The sequence below is a fragment of the Muricoccus nepalensis genome (assembly GCF_006438825.1).
GTDB lineage: Bacteria > Pseudomonadota > Alphaproteobacteria > Acetobacterales > Acetobacteraceae > Roseomonas > Roseomonas nepalensis.
Genome location: NZ_RCZP01000009.1, coordinates 18,447 through 38,254, shown reverse-complemented (window position 1 = coordinate 38,254; position 19,808 = coordinate 18,447). Strand labels below are relative to the sequence as shown.

Here is a 19,808-nt window from a genome sequence, read left to right as displayed (position 1 = left end):
GCAGCAGACGCCGCACGAAGGGTGCGAAACCAACAGCGGATGGTCCGCCACGGTCCGCGCGCTAGGCAGCGGGTCACGTGCAGCGCCATTCGCAGGGCGACCGAGGGGCTACGGGCCCGTCACGGTGGCTCGGGCGGCCGCGGCTCGATCCAAGCTCACTCCCCGTCCGGCAGCGCCTCTCTCGGGTCCACATCCCGAGCCTGCATCACCTCACCCGCGCTGCGACAGACCATTTTTGAGCGGTCGCGGAGCCATTAAATTCCTTTCATGCCGAGTAATCCGATGAAGCCCCGCCCTCGACAAGACAAGGCGGATCGTCATTTCTTGGCCATGAAGCATGAGCGAATTGTCGGTGCTGATCCTGCGGGGCGAAGCGCGGCGCTGACCGCGAGGCGGAACCTCAAGATGGCGGAGTCAGCGCATGCCTACGTGCGGGGCAGCACGGTCCGCTTCTACGATTGGCTGGAACAAGCCGGCCGGACCAGCCTTCCGGAAGGGCCCGGCATTTGGATCTGCGGGGACTGCCACGTCGGCAACCTCGGGCCGATCGGTGGGCCTGATGGTGCCCTGGCTGTCCAGATCCGCGATCTCGACCAGACCGTCATCGGCAACCCGGCCCACGATCTCTTGCGGCTGGGCCTCTCCCTCGCCATGGCCGCCCGAGGGTCGGACCTGCCGGGCGTGACAACCGCGCGCATGCTGGAGAGCATGGTCGCGGGATACGAGGTCTGCTTCGAGCCGTCCGACCCGGACGCGCGGGACCTCGTCCGCCCGCCCGACACCGTGAAGCGCCTTCTGCGGGACGCGGCGCGACGGTCCTGGAAACATTTGGCCGACGAGCGCATCGAGGGCGTCGACCCCGTCATTCCCCTCGGGCGACGGTTCTGGCCCCTGCGCGACGAGGAACGGGAGGCGATGGAAGATCTCGTGGCCTCCGAGGAACTACGCGCCCTCGTTGCCACCCTGCGCTCGCAGGATGGCGACGAGGCCGTGGCCCTGGTCGACAGCGCGTTCTGGCGGAAGGGATGCAGTTCCCTCGGCAATCTGCGCTTTGCCGTGCTTGTCTCGGTTCGCAGTCCCGGCGAGAAGCGGCTTCGCTACAGCCTTCTGGACGTGAAGGAAGCCATCACCGCCGCGGCCCCGCGCTACGCCGACGCGGCCATGCCGCGCGACAACGCGGTCCGCGTCGTGGAGGGGGCGTGCCACCTGTCGCCGAACCTGGGACAACGGATGCTGGCCACGCGGCTGCTCGGCAAGGGCGTCTTCGTGCGCGAACTGCTGCCGCAGGACCTCAAGCTTGAGGTAGAGCGCCTTGACCAGGAAGAGGCGTCGGAAATGGCCAGCTACCTCGCCATGGTCGTTGGGCGAGCGCACTCCCGGCAGATGAGCGCCACAGAGAGAAAGGCCTGGCTCAGCGAGCTGCAGCGGAACCGTTCTCGATCCCTCGACGCTCCGTCCTGGTTGTGGCGAGCCGTCGTTGACCTCGTCGCGAGCCACGAGGCTGCTTACCTCGAGCACTGCCGCCGTTACGCCCTCCAGCCCACGCTGGCCTGACCCATGCTCGTGCAAGCCTTCCTCCACAGCGGCCCTGGTGGATAACCGCGAGGCGCGCGCCTCGAACATGCGCGTGAGTGGTCTATAGTCTCTCGCATGCATTTCAGGTCATCGATCTACCGGGAACGGCTCCACAGCCTGCGCAGAGTGCTTGGTGAGTTCCGCGGAGGCTTGTGGGGAGCTCTCTCGGCCTCACAGCGGCGGCGCTTGTTCTTTGTCTCCGGTCTCGTTGCCTTGGGTGCGGGCGTTCAAGGCTTATCACCGCTGGCACTCACCACCGCCGTCGATAACCTGACATCGGGCAACCTCTCCTTCGCGCTTCTGGCGGCACTTGCTTACGCCGGCATGGCGGGGACATCGCGCGCGCTACGGCAAGGCGTGTCGCTGGCCTACGGCACGGTGGCGAGAGGGTTTGAGCGAGACCTCTACCGCCAAGCCTATGCCCACGCCCTCGCGCTGCCGCATGCCGTGCACCTTGATCGCCGGGCCGGGGAACTCGCCCGCACCGTCACGGACGGCGTGCGAGGTTGGCGACGCATGCTGGATGCGGCTGTCTTCACCGCGCTACCCTTTGTTGTCGAGGTGGGCACCGTGTGTGCCGTACTGATCAGCGCCGCCGTTCCCTCTTCCATCCTCGGGGTGCTGCTGGCGTTCGTGCTGATCTACGGGCTGGTCTTTCACCGGGGTATCCTCGAGCAGCGCGGGAGCTTCCGGACAGCCGCCAAGGCAGACGCCGAGGCGCAGGGTGTCGCCTCGGATGCCTTGGCGAATGAGGAGACCGTGAAGCTCTTCACTCGGGAAGCCCTCGTCGAGGAGAGCATCGGCAAAGCCTTTGCGCGCGGCGGAGCCGCCTGGGATGCCTACAACCGCATTGTTGCGGTCAACGGGCTGCTGCTTTCCCTCATCTTCACCTTTGCCCTCGGTGCCACGCTCCTCTTGGCAGCCCGCGAGGTCGCGGCGGGCCGCTTGTCGGCGGGTGGCTTCGTGTTGGTGAACGCGTACGTGCTTCAGGTTGTAGGGCCCGTGGAGCGGCTGGGCCAGATGGCGCGGGAGATGGTCCAGGGCCTCGACCTGACCGCCCGGTTGCGATCACTGATGGCTGAACCTGACGAGGCGGCGTTGTCGCCAGGGACGCGGACCCTTCCTGGCCAAGGCCCGCTGACACTCACCATCCAGGATCTGGCGTTCGGCTACGATCCCCGGCGTCCGGTGTTGCACGGCATAAGCCTGGTGATCCCGGCCGGGCGGACGCTGGCGCTGGTGGGACGATCGGGTTCGGGCAAGTCCACGCTGGCCCGCCTGATCTGCAGCCTGTACCGGCCTGATAGTGGTGCTCTACAGCTCGACGACGTGCCCATCTCCGACCTGTCCCTTAGCGCACTCCGCTCGGCCGTGGCCGTTGTGCCCCAGGACACTGTGCTGCTGCATGATACGCTGCGCGCCAATCTCCTCTTCGCTCGACCAGAGGCCTCCGAGAGGGAGATGCTTGATGCGGCGCGCGTTGCCGGGCTGGAACCTGTCGTCGAGGTCCTTCCGGAAGGATGGGACACCGTCGTGGGCGAACGTGGCCTTCGGTTGTCCGGCGGGGAGAAGCAACGGGTAGCCATCGCGCGCGCTGTCCTGAAGGGCCCACGGTTGCTGCTCCTGGATGAAGCCACGGCATCCCTGGACACCCGCACCGAACAGGCCATTCAGTCCAGCCTGGACGACGCCGCCAGAGGCGTGACCACCCTGGTCATCGCTCATCGCCTCTCAACGGTGCGCGGTGCCGACGAGATCGCGGTGATGGAGGAAGGCAGGATTGTTGAGCGAGGGCGCCATGAAGTGTTGCTTGCCGCTGGCGGGCGCTACGCTGCCCTCTGGCGGGCCCAGGAGAACAGCGCAGTCGTCGGTAGAGCGATTGGTAGGCACGGGGCCGATGACACTAGCCTCAGGACCAGCTTATCGGGGCTAGCGTCTGATCTGAATCGCTGATTTCATGGTGGCGGCGCTGACCAGCCGCGTTATCGCGCTCTGACGAGAGGAGTTAGCCGTTAAAGCGGACCAATCGACAGCAGCGCTTCCCGACGCACCGCATCGAGCGGTTAGCAGACACCGCATAACGCGGAGCCGCGTCAAGTTGGTGACGAGGCGGCCGAAGCCTTGATGAAGCGCAGGTTGGATCGTCAGCCCGCCCGATCGTGTCGTGGTGCTGGGTACCGATGAGCACGCGTCTATCAACCTAGCGAGGACGTAGCGTCGGCGATCAACGGCTACCTGCAACGGAGCGCCTTCGCCAGCAACGGCGCTCTCAAGGTGGCGACCAGGACGTCATCAACAGAACCATCGCCCGACCAACGCCTCTCCTGTCGCCATGGCTCGTCGACGACACCTCGTCAGCGTCGATCGATCTCTCGACGATTCTTCCACTCAGACCATCAAGTCTCTTATTTCGCACACGTGAAGCGCCGCCAGGCATTGCGCGCCGCTAGGATGTTCGCGGATGCGCCCGCACGCGCGAGGCGGAGGGAACCCAGGAGATGACCACGCCAGCTCTCATCGGGCGCCGGACGGTCCTCGCCCTTGCGGCGACACTCGCCGAATCAGGGGTTGCCCGCGCCGCCTACCCGGACCGACCTATCCGCCTTGTCATCCCTTACGGCGGTGGCGGGCAGACGGATATCGTCTCCCGGCTGATCGGGGACGGCATGGCCCAGCGGCTCGGCCAGACGGTGCTGCCGGATAACCGCGTGGGGGCGGCGGGCGACGTTGCGGCCGAGCTGGTGTCGAGGGCACTGGCAGACGGCTATACCATCCTGAGCGGTTCGACAGGGACGCTTGGCGGTGTGAACGCCGCGCTGTACCGAAACCCCGGCTACGATTGGCAGCGCGACCTGCTGCCGATCGGGATGTTCTGCACGGCGCAGAACGTCCTCCTTGTCCATGCATCGCTTCCCGTGCGGAGCTTGTCTGAGTTTCTCGATTACGTGCGGATGAATCCCGACAAGGTCCCTTATGCGTCCTCCGGCATTGGGGCCACGACGCATCTCTCCATGGAGATGCTGCTGGAGCAGGCAGGCGGCCTGCGGATGATCCATGTGCCCTACCGCCAGAGCACTCAAGGCATGACCGATCTGCTGGCGGGACGCGTCAAGGCGCGCTGCCTGGGGCTGCCGGAAGCGGAGCCAGTCAAAGCCGACCCCAACATCCGTGCGCTGGCCGTGACCGGCTCCGCACGCAATCCCCAGTGGTCCGACATACCCACCGTCGCCGAGACCTTGCCGGGCTTTGAGGCGGTAAACGCCTTCGCCCTTGGCCTGCCCGGCCGCACACCGCCCGACATCGTGGCACAGCTGAGCAAGGCGTTGAACGCCGCCTTGGCGAACGATACGGTCCGCGCCGGGTTTCTCCGCGTGGGCGCCGATCCGGCGGAGGCGAACACACCGGAGGAGGCCGCGGCCTTCCTGCGCCGCCGCGGCGAACGTTGGGCCGCGCTCATTCGCCGTCTGGAGATCGTCGTTCAATGAGCGCTGCCGAAGCCATTGCCGCCAGCATGCCGGAACTGTCCGGCTGGATTGGTCGGAGCCGCACGGATGAGGAGGAGATCACCTTGTCGGCCGTGCGCCGGATCGCCGCGACCTTCGACAACGATCCCATGTTGGTCGCGCCGGGTGATGCGTTGCCGCCGCACTGGTTTGGCCTGTTCTTCGCCGATCTTCCGCGGCAATCCGCCATTGGCCCCGACGGGCACGCGCGGGCCGGTGAGTTCCTGCCACCTATCCCGCTGCCGCGCCGCATGGGTGCCGGGCGGCGGGTCCGAACGCCCGGCACGTTGCGCGTGGGCGATACGGCAACGCGCCGGACCGAGGTGGCCGCGATCACGCCCAAGACGGGGCGTACCGGCGAGATGGTGTTGCTCACGATGCGCCGGACGGTCGAAGCACGCGGAGAGATCGTCGCAGTCGAGGAGTTTGATGCGCTGTACCGTGAAGCGGTGCGACCTGGCGCCTCCAGCGCAACCAACTCGCCGGTGCCGGCGTCCACCGACGCGGCCTGGGCCGACATCGTGCCCATCGACCCCGTGCAGGTGTTCCGCTACGGCGCGATTACCTGGAACGCGCACCGAATCCACTACGACGCCGACTATGCCCGCGGCACCGAAGGGTATCCTGGGGTGGTCCAGAACGGGGGCTTGACGATGCACCTGATGGTGGATGCCGCCCTCCGGCGAGCGCCCGGCCGGTTGGTGAGCTTTACCGCTCGGCTCGCCCGTCCGATGTTCGTGGGCGACCCCATGACCCTTCGCGGCGCCGCGACGGAGAGGGGTGGCATGCGCGTCTGGGCCGCCGACAAGGAAGGTTTCCTGGCAGCGGAGATGACGCTGGAATTCGGCCTATGAGCGGGCCGCTCGCGGGTGTCCGCGTGGTGGACCTAACCTCCGTCGTGGTCGGTCCAATCTGCACGCGTAGCTTGGCTGACCAGGGAGCGGAGGTCGTCAAGGTGGAGCCGCCCGGGGGAGACCTGCTTCGGAACTTGGCCCAGGGCAGCCGGAACGCCGGCATGTCCGGCAAGTTCATCCAATTCAATCGCAACAAGCGCTCCGTCTGCCTGGACCTCAAGCGGCTCGAAGGAATGGCGGCGATGCGGCGCTTGGTGGAGGGAGCGGACGTCTTCGTCTCGAACATCCGGCCCTCGGCGCTTGCGCGGTTGGGCCTGGACCATGAGGCCCTCGCTGCAGTCAATCCGCGCCTGATCCATTGCAGCATCCTCGCCTTCGGCTCCGGCGGCCGCTATGCCGAGCGCCCGGCCTACGACCCCATCATTCAGAGCCTGTCCGGGGTCGCCGCGACCTTCGAGCGGGCGACAGGAGAGCCGCGCTTCGTGCCGATGGTGATGACGGACCACATCACCGGTCTCATCGCCGCTCAGTGCATCGGCTTCGCCCTGTACCGGCGCGAGCGCACCGGGATCGGGGAGGCGGTGGAGGTGCCGATGTTCGAGAACATGGCATCCTTCGTGATGAGCGAGCACATGAGCGCGGCGACCTTCGACCCACCGGTCGGTCCGACCGGCGACAACCGCATTCTCAGCCCCGAATACCGGCCGATGGCGACGAAGGATGGCTACATCACCGTTGGCCCCAACACCAACGCCCAAGCCTTCGGCTTTTTCGATGCGATCGGCAGACCGGAGATGCGGGACGATCCGCGCTTCTGCTCCGCCAGCGCACGCACCACCAACGCCGCGGCCTATTTTCGCCTGCGCATGGAAGCGCTGCGCGAGCGAACGACCGCCGAGTGGCTGGAGGTTCTCAGCGCGCGCGACATCCCCTGCGCCCACTACAACACCCTGGAGGATCTCATGGAGGACCCGCACCTCGCCGATAGGGGCTTCTTCCAGGCGGAGGATCATCCAAGCGAGGGCCGCCTGCGCCGAACCGCGGTGCCGAACCACTTTGGCGGCGGCAGGCGAGAGGAGGAGCTGCACGCCCCGCGCTTGGGGGAGCACACACGGGAAGTACTACGCCAAGCGGGGTATGAGGACAGCGAGGTGGACCGATTGATCGAGGCGGGTGCCGCGCAGGAGGCCGCATGCTGAACTGGCGCTCGCTGCTCTTCGTTCCGGCAACGGCGGAGCGGTTCATCGCCAAGGCGCACACGCGTGGCGCGGACGCCATCATCCTGGATCTCGAGGACTCAGTCCCTCCCACGGAAAAGGTAGCGGCTCGGGCCGCCCTGGCCGGTGCCGTTCCGCGCGTGTCGCAGGAAGGGGCCTACGTCGTTGTGCGGATCAACCAGCCATTGTCGTTGTCGGTGCCGGACATCGCGGCGGCCGTCGGTCCGGGTGTCGCGGCGCTGATGCTGACCAAAGTGCTCGGCCCCGACCATGTCCGCCTGCTTTCCGAGGCAGTGGCCGAGCGCGAGATCGCTTGCGGCATGCCGGTGGGCAGCACGCGGTTCCTGGCGCTGGTCGAGACGGTGGCCGCCCTGCCGCAGATGGCACCGATCGCCGCGGCGGACCCGCGGATGGCGGCCATGGGCATTGGTGGCGAGGACCTGGCGACGGAGCTCGGCGCCACACCGACGGCCGATGGGCTGTACGTCTGGGCAGCCCACTGCATCGCAGCCTGCCGAATGGCTGGGATTGCGCCCGTGGGCTCGCTGGGCAGCCTCTCCAACTTGGACGACCTTGAGGGATACAGGGCGGGGCTTCGCCGTGCGCGCGCCCTTGGCTTTTCCGCGGCAACCTGCATCCATCCGGCCCATGTGCCCATCATCAACGAGGAATACGGCGCCACGCAGGAGGAGTTGGACCGAGCCCGGCGCTTGATCGCTGCTTTCGACACAGCGCTGGCCCAGGGATCGGGCGCCGTGGCCCATGAAGGCCGGATGATCGACCTGCCCATTGTCGAACGCGCTCGCCGTCTTCTCGCCCGGGCTGAGGGTTGGAGGACCAGAACATCGCCTTCAGCAACGGATTCAAAGGTCACAGGGTGACGAGCGTCCATGCTGGCGCCGAACCTTCCAGCGGGCAAGCCCAGTCGTTGAGAGCCTTGAAGCGCCACCCCCTCCTGTTCAGCCGGGCCACCCGGATTGAAGAACGGCCAAGCGTGGCTGGTACGCGGATGGGCGTTCCCTGGGCGGGGCAACGCCGCGACCTTGCGGGCCTATGAGCCTTTCGTCAGCCAAGATCCCTTGGTGATCGTCGGACGTTACAGGCAGAGCCGTAAGCCGCAGGAGCCGCCGGGTGACCCCAGACATGAACCAGCCGTCACCCGCACCAACCCGCTCCGCTCCCGCCATGACCGAGCACCGTGCCGGGCTGGGCATCATGCTTGCGGCGCTCGGCGTGGTGTTCGGCGACATCGGGACCAGTCCCCTCTACGCGTTCAAGGAATCCCTGCAATCGGCCGGACACGGCGCCGATCCCGCGCTCGGCATCGCCTCCCTGATCTTCTGGGCCGTGCTGCTCGTCGTCGGCATCAAGTATGTCCTCTTGGTCATGAGCGCCGATAACCACGGCGAGGGCGGGACCATCTCTCTCCTGTCCCTTGCCCTGCCCTCTGCTCCGGAGCGCTGGCGCGGGACGGTCCTCCTGGTGGGCCTGGCGGGTGCCTCCCTGTTCTTCGGCGACGCGATGATCACCCCGGCGATCTCCGTCCTCTCGGCCGTGGAGGGCTTGCAGGTCGTCACCCCCGCGCTCGCGCGCTACGTCGTGCCAATCGCCTGCGTCGTCCTCGCCCTCCTGTTCCTCGTGCAGCGCCGCGGCAGCGCGGCCATCGGGCGCTTCTTCGGCCCTGTCATGCTGGCCTGGTTCACGGTGCTGTTCCTCGCCGGGCTGGTGCACGCGCTCAGGCACCCCCAGGTCTTTGCCGCCCTGAGCCCCAGCTACGCGTGGGAGTACCTCATCCACGCGCCCGGCGCCGGCGCCTTCCTGGTCCTCGGCAGCGCCTTCCTGGCTCTCACGGGCGGCGAGGCGCTCTACGCCGACATGGGGCACTTCGGACGGCGGGCCATCCGGCTGGACTGGTTCCTGCTGGTTCTTCCGGCCCTGGTGCTGAACTACCTGGGCCAGGCCGCGGTGGTGATCACCGACCCGTCGGCCGCCGCCAGCCCGTTCTTCGGCCTGTTCCCCTCCTGGCTGTTGATTCCGGTCGTGCTGCTCGCCACGGCGTCGACCGTCATCGCGAGCCAAGCCGTGATCTCGGGCGCCTTCACCCTGGTGCAGCAGGCCATCCAGATGGGGCACGTGCCGCGCCTGGAGGTCCGGCAGACCTCGAAGGATGCCGCCGGGCAGGTCTACCTGCCCCAGGTGAACTGGATCCTTGCCGCCGCCGTGCTGGGCCTCGTGCTGGGTTTCGGCTCGTCCACCTCGCTGGCCAACGCCTACGGCATCGCCGTGGCGGGGGATATGCTGGCCACGACCCTGCTGCTGTCGTTCGTGGCGCTCGGCCAGTGGAGGCGGCCCCCGGCCGTTGTGCTGGCCGTCGGGCTGCCCTTCCTCCTGCTCGACCTCGTCTTCGTCACCTCCAACCTGCACAAGGTCCCCGATGGGGGATGGTTCCCGCTGCTCGTCGGCGCCGCTTGCCTGTCCATGTCCCTGCTGTGGCGCAAGGGCAAGGCAGTGTTGGCGTCCCGGCGCGACGAGGATGCCCAGGATCTCGACGCCTTCGTCGGCCGCCTCTCCGGCCCGAACGCGCCGCCGCGCACGCCAGGCGTGGCGATCTACCTCAGCGGGCAGAAGACCACGGTGCCCACCGCCTTGGCGCTCAACCTGCGGCATAACGGGGTGCTGCACGAGCGGGTGTGGCTCCTGCGCGTCGAGGCCGAGCGCCAGCCGCGGGTGCCCGAGGCCGAACGCCTGTCCGTGGAACGCCTCGGGTGCGGTGTGGTGCGCGCCACGCTACGCTTCGGCTTCGCCGAGGACCCCAACGTACCCGCCGCGCTGCGTGTCCATGGAGCAGCCTTTGGCCTGGACCCGCAGGCCGCCTCCTTCTTCGTGGGCCGCGATGTGCCGGTGGCCTCCATGCGGCCGGACTTGTCGAGTTGGCAGGAAGGGGTGTTCAGCTTTCTCGCCCGCAATGCCATGCGCTCGTCCGACTACTTCCGGGTGCCACCGAACCGGGTGGTTGAGCTGGGCTCCCGCGTCGAGGTTTGAGATTGTCCGGGAGCTCGGCTCAACTCGTTTGGCACCGCAAAGCCTGCACGAGCGCCACCGCCCATCCGCGTTGCTGCCGACGCAGAGCAACGGACGCGCCGCCCCTCCCCGCCTCGGGCACGAAGGCCGACCGGCCCCGGCCCTCCCGGCACCGCCGGGCTGCGTCGTTCGGCTACGAAGCAGAGGCGCCGCGCCGGCGTCCACTCAGCAACGCGATCAGCGCCGCGTCGAGCTCCGGATCGATGCCGGAGCAGACGACGACCGCGCGCGCCGGGCCGTCGCCGGCGTTGAGGTAGGCGTGGCCCATGCTGCTGTCGAGGTAGAGGCCGTCCCCGGATTCCAGCAGGTCGGGAGCGTAGAACTCGGTGTGAACCGCGACCCGGCACTGAAGCACATGGCAGTACTCCTCGCCCGTGTGCCGGATCAGCGGGCCGAACTCGGCGAGGGAACGCGCGTGCATCTCGGCCAGGATCGGGCTCGTGCGTTTCCGCGCGATGTCCACGAACTGGTAGAGATAGTCGTAGCAGTCCGTCTGCACCCGCTGGCCCTCCCCGCCGCGGCTGACGCTGCGGCGCGCAGTGACGGTCCGCTGCACCGCGCCGGGCGCCTCGAAGAGCTTGGCGACGTCGATCCGCAGTCCCTCGCTGAGGGCGAGGAGCTTGTCGTAGGTCAGCAACATCTGGCCATTCTCCACCTTCGAGAGCGTGGATATGGCAAGGCCCGAGCGGGCGCGGACCTCCTTCAGCGTGAGGCCCTGCGCCTGCCGCGCGGCGCGCACGGCCTCGCCGAGCGAGGGGCGACTGGGGAAGGTCGGCAACCTCATTCATGTTGACACATTCGATCGTGCAATTTCACGATCGATCAGATCTTGATGCATCGCCGGTAGCCGTTCCGGCGGATGCCAGAGCGAAAGACGGGAGGTGGAGGCTATGCGGATCTTCATGGCGGCGCTTGCCACCGAGACGAACACCTTCTCGCCCATTCCCACCGGCTGGGCCGGCTTTAAGGAGGAACGCGTCTGGTTCCGCCATGATGGCAGCCGCCATCCGCCCGTCGCCGGCAACATCCCGCTGATCACCTGGCGCCGCCTGGCCGAGGCCGACGGGCACGAGGTCGTCGAGAGCCTCTGCACCTTCGCCCAGCCCGCCGGGACGACCCTGCGCCATGTCTACGAGGGTCTCCGCGACATGCTGCTGGACGACCTGCGCCGCGCCGGGTCCGTCGACGTCGTGCTGCTCTTCATGCACGGCGCCATGGTCGCGCACGGCTACGACGACTGCGAGGGGGACACGCTCGCCCATGTCCGCGAGGTGGTCGGCCCCGAGGCGACGATCGGCGTCGAGCTGGATCTTCACTGCCACCTGACGGAGCTGATGCGCAGCAGCGCGGACGCGATCATCACCTACAAGGAGTACCCGCACATCGACATGGCCGAGCGGGCGGAGGAGCTCTACGCCCTCTGCACCCGCGCCGCGCGGGGCGAGGTGAACCCGGTCACGGCCTTTCACGATTGCCGCATGGTCAGCATGTGGCGGACGCCGCAGGAGCCGATGCGGTCCTTCGTGACGCGCATGCAGTCCCTGGAAGGACGGGACGGAATCCTCTCTGTCTCCTTCGGCCACGGCTTCCCCTGGGGCGACGTGGAGGAGGTGGGCGCGAAGGTGGTCGTCATCGCCGACGGCGATACGGCGAAGGCCGAGGCGCTGGCCCGGCGCCTGGGCGACGAGATCTGGGCCATGCGCGAGGCCACCTCCACCCGGCACGACACGATCGACGAGGGCATCGACCGCGCGCTGGAGGGCTCGGGCGGCCCGATGGTCCTGGCGGATGTCGCGGACAACGCGGGCGGCGGCGCCCCCTCGGACAACACCGCCATCCTCCGGCGGCTGGTCGACCGGGGCGTGAGGGACGCCGCGATCGGCTGCTTCTGGGACCCGCAGGCGGTGGCCTTCTGCACCGAGGCCGGCGAGGGCGCCACCTTCTCCCTCCGGATCGGCGGGAAGTGCGGCCCCTCCTCCGGCGATCCGGTGGACCTGATGGTCACCGTGCGCAGGGTCGATCCGGACTTCTCGCAGACCGGGCTGAGCGGTGGCCGCGCGGCCTTCGGACCGAGCGCCTGGGTCTCCGCCGACGGCATCGACATCGTCCTCGTCAGCAAGCGCCAGCAGACCTTCGCGCCGGACGCCTTCACCGGGCTCGGCATCACGCTCGCGGACAAGAACCTCGTCGTGGTGAAGTCCACCCAGCACTTCCACGCCGCCTTCGCACCGGTCGCGCGCGCGATCCGCTACGTCGCCGCGCCCGGCGCCATCCCACCGGATTACGCGAACATCCCCTTCAGCAAGCGCACCCGCCCCTACTGGCCTCGCGTGGCCGATCCCTTCGCGCCGACCAACATCCTTCAGGATCCCGCCGCATGACCGCCTCCACCCGCCGCGCCCTGCTGGGCGCCACCGCCGCGACGGCGCTCGCGCCCGGCCTCGGCCGCCCGGCGGTGGCGCAGGGCGCGAAGGTCGTGAGCTTCGTGCCGCAATCCGACCTCGCCGCCCTCGATCCGGTCTGGACCACGGGCTACGTCGTCCGGAACCACGCCTACATGGTCTACGACACCCTCTACAGCATGGATGCGAGGTTCCAGGTGCGGCCGCAGATGGCCGAGGGCCATGAGGTGGCGGATGACGGCCGGACCTGGACCATCCGCCTGCGGGACGGCCTGCGATTCCACGACGGCGAGCCCGTGCGCGCGCAGGACTGCGTGGCCAGCATCCGCCGCTGGGCCGCGCGCGACGGCTTCGGCGCGACCCTCATGGCACAGACCGACGATCTCTCGGCGGTGGGCGACCGCACGCTGCGCTTCCGGCTGAAGGCGCCCTTCCCCCTGCTGGCGGAAGCGCTGGGCAAGCTGTCCAGCCCTGTACCCTTCATGATGCCCGAACGGCTGGCCCGGACGTCGCCGCAGGAGCAGATCCGGGAGGCCGTGGGCTCCGGCCCCTTCCGCTTCGTAAGCGATCAGTGGGTGGCCGGCAGCCAGGCCGTCTACACCCGTTTCGACGGCTACGTGCCGCGCGCGGAGGCGCCGGACGGTGCCGCCGGCGGCAAGCGCGTCCACGTGGACCGCGTGGAGTGGAAGGTCATCCCCGACAGCTCCACCGCCGTCTCGGCCCTCGCGACCGGCCAGGTGGACTGGATCGAGAACGCCCCCACCGACCTGCTGCCGATCCTCCGCCGCTCCCGCGACATCAGCATCACCACGCGCGACCCTCTCGGCGTCTACGTGCTGCTGCGCTTCAACCACCTCTTCCCGCCCTTCGACGACGTGCGCGTGCGCCAGGCCGTGCTGCACGCGGTGAGCCAGCCCGACTACCTCCAGGCCATGGTCGGCGATCCCTCCCTGTTCAGCGAGTGCAAGGCCTTCTTCCCCTGCGGCACGCCCCTCTCCACCGGCGCCGGCGGGGAGGCCATGGAGGCCAACCTCGCCAGGGCGCGCGAGATGCTGAAGGCCAGCGGCTATGACGGCCGCAAGGTGGTGATCATCTCCCCGACCGACATGCCGTTCCTGGCGCCCATGGGCGAGGTCACGGCGGATCTCCTCAAGCGCCTCGGGATGAACGTGGAGCTGGTGGCGACGGACTGGGGCACGGTGCTGGCGCGCCGCGCCTCGCAGAAGCCGCCCGAGGAGGGCGGCTGGAACATCTTCCATACTACCGCCGTCGCGCCGGAGTTCATGAGCCCCGCCTCCCACCTCGCCCTGCGCGGGAACGGCCGGGCGGGCTGGGCCGGCTGGTTCACCGACCCGAAGCTGGAGGCCCTGCGCAGCGACTGGTTCGACGCCCGGGACGAGGCGGCGCAGAAGGTGCTGGCCGCGGAGATGGAGCGCCAGGCCTTCGCCACCGTGCCCTACGTGCCCATCGGGACCATCCAGCAGCCCACCGCCTACCGCAACAGCCTCCGCGACGTCCTGCCGGGCACCGCGCCCGTCTTCTGGAACCTGCGGAAGGCCTGACGCCATGCACGACTTGGCGACGGGCCTGGAAGCCATAGGTGACATCGCGATCGCGTAGGGCCACGGACCCTGCCGGACGCCTCCGTCTACACCGGCGACGCGTGGCCGCTGCCGGCGAGAGCACCCTGCCTATGCGCCGTAAGGGGCGCCTGCAGCCAGGCTGCGACACCGACATCGTGGTCTTCGACGCGGAGGTCCTGACCAATCACGCCGACTGCGGCCACATGAACCGCGCGGCCGAGGGGATGCGCCACGTGCTGGTGAACGGCGTGGCTTCATTGCCGACGGCAGGCTCGAGACCGCCACACGGCCCGGCAGGCCGGTCCGCCGCTGATGCCGGTCCCTGTCCTGCTCATCGCCGGCTTCCTAGGGGCGGGCAAGACGACGGCGATCAACCACCTGCTGACCGCACCACACGGCAAGCGTCTGGCGGCGGTGGTGAACGACTTCGGCGCCATCAACATCGATGCGGAGTTGCTGGCCGGAAGTGCGGAGGGGATGGTGGCGCTGCAGAACGGCTGCATCTGCTGCACGCTGCAAGGCGACCTGCTGCGGACCCTCTCGCCCCTCCTCCGGCGCAACCCGGTGCCGAACGGGATCGTGATCGAGACCAGCGATGTCTCCGACCCCGCCGAGATCGTGCGCAGCCTGCTGGACCCCGTGATCTGGCGGGAAGCCGCGCTCGAGGCCGTGCTCTGCTTAGCGGACGCACAGGCGCTCGCCGAGCGGCCGGCCACGCTGGATGACGCGCTGCTCCTTTCCCAACTCCGGGCGGGCGACATCATCCTGATGAACAAGGCCGACACGGTCTCGGAAGGGCAACGGGCCGCCCTTCGAGGCCGGTTGTCGATGCTACCAGCTCGCACCATCCTCGAAACCCGGCACGGTGACGTGCCCGCCGACCTCCTCTTCTCGGAGGAACGATTCGTCCCCCAGGCCCACGCCACGCTCCCGGCGAACCGCTTCGCCACGCCGGGCTTCGAAAGCCTGAGCTGGACGGCAGACCGCCCCCTTTCGCTGCCGCGCTTCCAGGCAGCCATCAGCCGCCTGGCGCGGTTGCTCGTGCGCGCGCAGGGCATCCTGCACGTCGAGGGCCAGGAACACCTACTGCTGTTCCAGATGGTGGGGCAGCGCGCGACGTTCGGCGCGGCGCCTGCCTCTCCATCCAATGCGGCCCTGGTGCGCCTCATGCTAATCGCCGAGATCGGACGGCTGCAACCGGACATGGTGCATGCCCTGCTGAACGACTGCCGTGCCTGACATTGGCGTGCGGCGGCACAATGAGGCTGATCCACCCTGACCTTCTCGACCCTCCGTTCCGGGCCTACAGTTCTGCAGCGAGGCCAAAATCAGGCTGCTGTCCGAACCCTGAGGCAAAGAGGTTTGAGCGTGAACCAACGGCGCGGCTTCCTCACCCTGGCCCTCGGCGCGGGAGCCGGCTGGGCGGCGCCCGGATGGCTGAAGGCGGCCAGGGCACAGGGCGCCGGCGAGGTGCTGCGGATCGGGATGGCGGCGCCGAACACGACGCTGGACCCCCATCTCCTCAGCAACGCCCCGAACAACGCCGTCGCGACTCACCTCTTCGACAGCCTGACGGTGAACGATCACGCCTCGCGCTCCGTCCCCGGCCTGGCCGAGTCCTGGACCCGGCAGGACGACACGCACTGGCTCTTCCGCCTTCGCGACACCCGCTTCACCGACGGCACCCCCTTCACCGCCGAGGACGCCATCGCCTCCATCCGCCGCGCGACGGATATCCCGAGCGCGGCCTCCTTCCGCACCTACACGCGGAGTATCAAGACCATGTCCGCGCCCGACCCGCGCAGCCTGCTGGTCGAGACCCACGCGCCCGACCCCCTGCTGCTGAACGCCATCGGCCGGGTGCGCATTATCCAGGCCCGCCTCGCCGCCACCCCCAGCGCCGAGTTCAACGCCGGCCGCGCCGCCATCGGCACCGGCCCGTACAGGCTGCGCGACCACGTTCCCGGCAACCGCATCGCCCTGGACCGCAACGACGCCTGGTGGGGCGGCCCCACCCCGTGGGAGCGCGTGGAGCTGCGCGTGGTCACCGACGATGCCGCTCGCCTCGCCGCCCTCCTCGCCGGTGACCTCGACATCATCGAGGCGGTTCCCTCCGGCAACGCCGAGCGCGTGCGAGCCGACGCCCGCCTGCACCTCATCAGCGGCGTCTCGTCCCGCTTTGTCTATCTCGGCCTCGACCAGGTGAACGACGTTTCGCCCTTCGTCGCGGGACCGGACGGCCGCCCCCTCGATCGCAATCCCTTCAAGGATCGCCGCGTCCGCCAAGCCATCTCCCTTGCCATCAACCGCCCGGCGGTCGTCGAGCGCGTGATGGAGGGCCAGGCGGTGGTCGCCACCCAGTTCCTGCCCCCCGGCGGCCCCGGCACCGATCCGGGCCTCGAACCCACACCCTTCGACCCCAACCGCGCCAGGGCGCTCCTGGCGGAGGCGGGCTATCCCCGTGGGTTCCGCGTTACCCTGCACGGCCCGAACGACCGCTACATCAACGATGCCAAGATCGTGCAGGCCGTCGCGGGAATGCTCACCCGCGTCGGTGTCGAGACCCGGGCTGAGGTGATGCCCTGGTCCACCTACGCTGGGAAGAACAGCCAGCGCACCGAGCAGTCCCTCTTCCTCGGCGCCTGGGGCGTGAACACGGGCGAGACGAGCAACCCCATGGCCGCCCTCGTCGCCACCGAGGACCGCCCGGCCGGCCTCGGCATCTCCAACGGCGGCCGCTACTCGAACCCCGAGGTGGACCGCCGCCTAAAGGAGGCGCTCCGCACCATGGACGACACTGCCCGCAACGCCCTGCTGGCCGAGGCCAGCGCCATTGCCTTCCGCGACACCGCCCTCATCCCGCTCCACCACGAGGTCTCGGTCTGGGCCGCCCGGCGCGGGCTCGGCTACGTCACCCGGGCCGACCAGTACACACTCGCCACCGGCGTCACGAAGGAGTCCTGAGCACCGTGTCCACCGCTGCCGAAGACACCCAGGCAAGGCTGCTGCGCGCCACCTACGACATCGGCAAGACCGCCATCTACTCCGCCAAGGTGGACCCGCGCTTCCAGTACTGCCTCTACGTCCCCCCGCAGATCGGGCCGGACACCGAACTGGTCGTCTGCGTCCACGGGACCTCGCGCACGAGCTTTCTCGACTTCCGCGACGGCTTCGCCGAGTTCGGCCGCTGGAACGACTGCGTCATTCTCTGCCCCATCTTCCCCATCGGCCCGCTCGGGGACGGCGCACGCAGCGGCTACAAGTACATGCGGGAGGGCGAGATCCGCTACGACCGCGTCCTCCTCGGCATGGTCGAGGAAGTCAGTGCGCGGTACGGCCGCCACTGGGATCGCTTCGCCCTCTTCGGCTTCTCGGGCGGCGGCCACTTCACCCACCGCTTCGCCATCCTGCACCCGCGCACGCTCTGGGCCGCCTCCATCGGCGCCTCCGGCTCAGTCACTCTGCTCGACGCCGGCCGCGACTGGTGGGTCGGCATCCGCAACCTTCGCGACGTCTTCGGCATCGAGTTCGATCGCGAGGGCCTGGCAAAGGTTTCCGTGCAGATGCTCGTCGGCGACGCCGACCTCGAGACCTGGGAGATCACCCACAAGCCCGGCGGCACCTACTGGATGGAGGGCGCCAACGACGCCGGCCGCACCCGCCCCGAGCGCCTGAGAGCGCTCCAGGCCTCCTTCGAGGCCGCCGGCGTGACGGTCCGCTTCGACCTCGTCCCCGGCGTCGCCCACAGCCGCATGCTCGTCATCGACCGCGTGCAGGACTTCCTCGCCGGCCTCCTCCGCCAGAAGCGCGGGGCCTGACCATGCCCGGCATGATCGTCGCCCCCCAGCCGGAAGCGGTGGAAGCCGGCGCCCGCGTTCTCGAGCGCGGCGGCAACGCCGTGGACGCGGCCATCGCCTGCGGCCTCGTCCAGGGCGTCGTGGACCCGCAGATGGTGGGCATCGGCGGCTTCGGCTCCATGCAGGTCTTCCTGCCGAAGCGCGGGGTTCACAAGGTCCTCGAATTCTTCTCCCGCGCGCCGCTCGCCGCCACGCCGGGCATGTGGGCAGAGAAGCTCCTCGGCCAGTCGCGCGACGGCTTCGCCTTCCTGCTGGAGGGCGGCATCAGCGAGGCCGGGCACCTCGCCGTCTGCACCCCGGGCAACGTCGCCGGCTACGCCGAAGCCCTCCGGAGCTGGGGCACGATGGAGTGGCGCGACGTCCTCGCCCCGGCCATCGCCCAGGCCCGCCAGGGCTGGATGGTCCGCCCGCACGTGCACTGGTTCTGGTCCCAGGACCAATCCGCCAGCGGCCAGGTCAACACGGTCGACAAGCTCCGCCTGACCGCGACGGGCCGCCGCGTCTACTTCCGCGAGGACGGCACCCTCAAGCGCCTCGGCGATACCATCCACAACCCCGACATGGCCCGCAGCCTCGAACGCCTCGCCGAGGGAGGCCCCGAGCTCTTCTACACCGGCGAGATGGCCGAGGAGATCGCCGCCGACTTCAAGGCGAACGGCGGCCTCATCACCCTGGAGGACCTCCGCGCCTACCGGCCGAGCCTCGCCGATCCGATCTGGGGCGCGTACCGCGGCCACCGCATCGCGACTAACCCGCCGCCGAGCAGCGGCTTCGCCATGCTCCAGGTGCTCCACATCCTCGAGCACTTCGACATCGGCGCGCTCCCCCACTCCGGCACCGAGCACATCCGCATCCTGACCGAGGCCATGAAGCGCATGACCATCGACAAGGACCACACCATCTCGGACCCCGCCTTCGTCCCGGTGCCGACCGAGCAGCTTCTCTCCCCTGCATACACGGCCGGCGTGGCGGACGGCATCCGCCGCGGCGACCGCCTCCGCGTCACGCGCCTGGAGCGGAAGACCGAACGCGACACCACCCATGTCTCCGTCGTGGACGGGGACGGGAACTGCGTCACCATGACCCACACCCTCGGCAGCCCCTCCGGCGCCATCACCGAGGGCCTGGGCTTCATGTACAACGGCTCCATGAGCCGCTTCGACCCGCGCCCCGGGCGCGCCGGCTCCATCGCCCCCGGCAAGCGCCGCGCCTCCTCCTCCGCTCCCACCATCGTCTTCCGAGGCGAGACCCCGCGCATCGTCATCGGTGCCCCCGGCGGCAGCTACATCGCCCCCGCCGTCGCCCAGGGAATCAGCAACGTGCTCGATTTCGGCATGTCCATGTCCGATGCCGTGGCGGCCCCCCGCATCGTCGCCGTCTCGGACTCCATCGACGTCTCCAACCGCATCCGCCGGGACGTCACCGACGAACTCGCAGCGCAGGGTTACGACATAAAGCGTAGCGCCATGAGCTACGCCTTCGCCGCCCTCCATGGCATCGAGAGTCTCGACGGACGCCTCGAAGGCGGTGCGGACCCACAGCGCGACGGCATGGCCCTGCGGGTGCCGTGACCCGCTTCTTCCTCCAGAGCCTGACCAAGGCAGCGGGCGTGGCCGTAGACGGGGCAGAAGGCAAGAAACCGGCGTAACTGGGCAGGAGAATCGGCAAGAGCCCGCGCAAGGGCGAGAGCGGCTTCCTCGGCGAAGCGGCTCTCGGCTGGACGGGCCCCGGAACGG

14 protein-coding genes are annotated in these 19,808 nt (G+C 68.9%); 13 read left to right on the top strand and 1 reads right to left on the bottom strand.

Features of this window, described 5'->3' with window-relative positions; translation table 11 throughout:
- Positions 1–330: 330 nt before the first annotated feature.
- From EAH89_RS11655 to EAH89_RS11625, 7 genes are all read left to right on the top strand, one after another.
- Positions 331–1,554, top strand: coding sequence for a DUF2252 family protein (locus EAH89_RS11655; RefSeq protein WP_140883381.1), 1,224 nt, complete (start codon positions 331–333; stop codon positions 1,552–1,554).
- A gap of 207 nt (positions 1,555–1,761) precedes the next feature.
- Complete coding sequence (locus EAH89_RS11650; protein ID WP_161993553.1) at positions 1,762–3,528, top strand: ATP-binding cassette domain-containing protein; 1,767 nt, start codon at positions 1,762–1,764, stop codon at positions 3,526–3,528.
- A 545-nt stretch (positions 3,529–4,073) separates the two neighbouring features.
- The gene (locus EAH89_RS11645; protein WP_140883157.1) at positions 4,074–5,060 is read left to right on the top strand and encodes a Bug family tripartite tricarboxylate transporter substrate binding protein; all 987 of its coding nucleotides are present in this window, start codon (positions 4,074–4,076) and stop codon (positions 5,058–5,060) included.
- Entirely contained in the window at positions 5,057–5,932 is an 876-nt protein-coding gene (locus EAH89_RS11640) for an FAS1-like dehydratase domain-containing protein (protein ID WP_140883155.1), read from the top strand. The genes EAH89_RS11645 and EAH89_RS11640 overlap by 4 nt, the downstream gene beginning before the upstream one ends.
- Positions 5,929–7,131 (top strand): CaiB/BaiF CoA transferase family protein, encoded by a 1,203-nt coding sequence (locus EAH89_RS11635; protein WP_140883153.1) that lies wholly within the window; start codon positions 5,929–5,931, stop codon positions 7,129–7,131. Before EAH89_RS11640 ends, EAH89_RS11635 begins: the two co-directional genes overlap by 4 nt.
- Positions 7,125–8,030, top strand: coding sequence for an HpcH/HpaI aldolase/citrate lyase family protein (locus tag EAH89_RS11630; RefSeq protein WP_140883151.1), 906 nt, complete (start codon positions 7,125–7,127; stop codon positions 8,028–8,030). The genes EAH89_RS11635 and EAH89_RS11630 overlap by 7 nt, the downstream gene beginning before the upstream one ends.
- A gap of 304 nt (positions 8,031–8,334) precedes the next feature.
- Complete coding sequence (locus EAH89_RS11625; RefSeq protein WP_140883149.1) at positions 8,335–10,191, top strand: potassium transporter Kup; 1,857 nt, start codon at positions 8,335–8,337, stop codon at positions 10,189–10,191.
- A gap of 172 nt (positions 10,192–10,363) precedes the next feature.
- Here the strand turns inward: EAH89_RS11625 and EAH89_RS11620 are convergent, their stop codons facing one another.
- Entirely contained in the window at positions 10,364–11,014 is a 651-nt protein-coding gene (locus tag EAH89_RS11620) for a helix-turn-helix domain-containing protein (protein WP_140883147.1), read from the bottom strand.
- 106 nt (positions 11,015–11,120) lie between these two features.
- Between EAH89_RS11620 and EAH89_RS11615 the strand changes: the two genes are divergently transcribed.
- From EAH89_RS11615 to ggt, 6 genes are all read left to right on the top strand, one after another.
- Entirely contained in the window at positions 11,121–12,611 is a 1,491-nt protein-coding gene (locus tag EAH89_RS11615; RefSeq protein WP_140883146.1) for a M81 family metallopeptidase, read from the top strand.
- Positions 12,608–14,194, top strand: coding sequence for an ABC transporter substrate-binding protein (locus tag EAH89_RS11610; protein WP_140883144.1), 1,587 nt, complete (start codon positions 12,608–12,610; stop codon positions 14,192–14,194). Before EAH89_RS11615 ends, EAH89_RS11610 begins: the two co-directional genes overlap by 4 nt.
- 333 nt (positions 14,195–14,527) lie before the next feature.
- Positions 14,528–15,454, top strand: a complete 927-nt coding sequence (locus EAH89_RS11605) for a CobW family GTP-binding protein (RefSeq protein ID WP_140883142.1) — start codon at positions 14,528–14,530, stop codon at positions 15,452–15,454.
- Between the two features lie 129 nt (positions 15,455–15,583).
- Positions 15,584–17,179 carry an ABC transporter substrate-binding protein gene (locus tag EAH89_RS11600; RefSeq protein WP_241666980.1) on the top strand — a complete coding sequence of 532 codons (1,596 nt, stop codon included), beginning with the start codon at positions 15,584–15,586 and terminating at the stop codon, positions 17,177–17,179.
- Between the two features lie 5 nt (positions 17,180–17,184).
- Complete coding sequence (locus EAH89_RS11595) at positions 17,185–18,033, top strand: alpha/beta hydrolase (RefSeq protein WP_140883140.1); 849 nt, start codon at positions 17,185–17,187, stop codon at positions 18,031–18,033.
- Between the two features lie 2 nt (positions 18,034–18,035).
- A complete protein-coding gene (gene ggt, locus EAH89_RS11590) occupies positions 18,036–19,643 on the top strand; it encodes a gamma-glutamyltransferase (RefSeq protein WP_140883138.1) in 1,608 nt (535 codons plus the stop codon).
- The last annotated feature ends 165 nt before the right edge of the window (positions 19,644–19,808 follow it).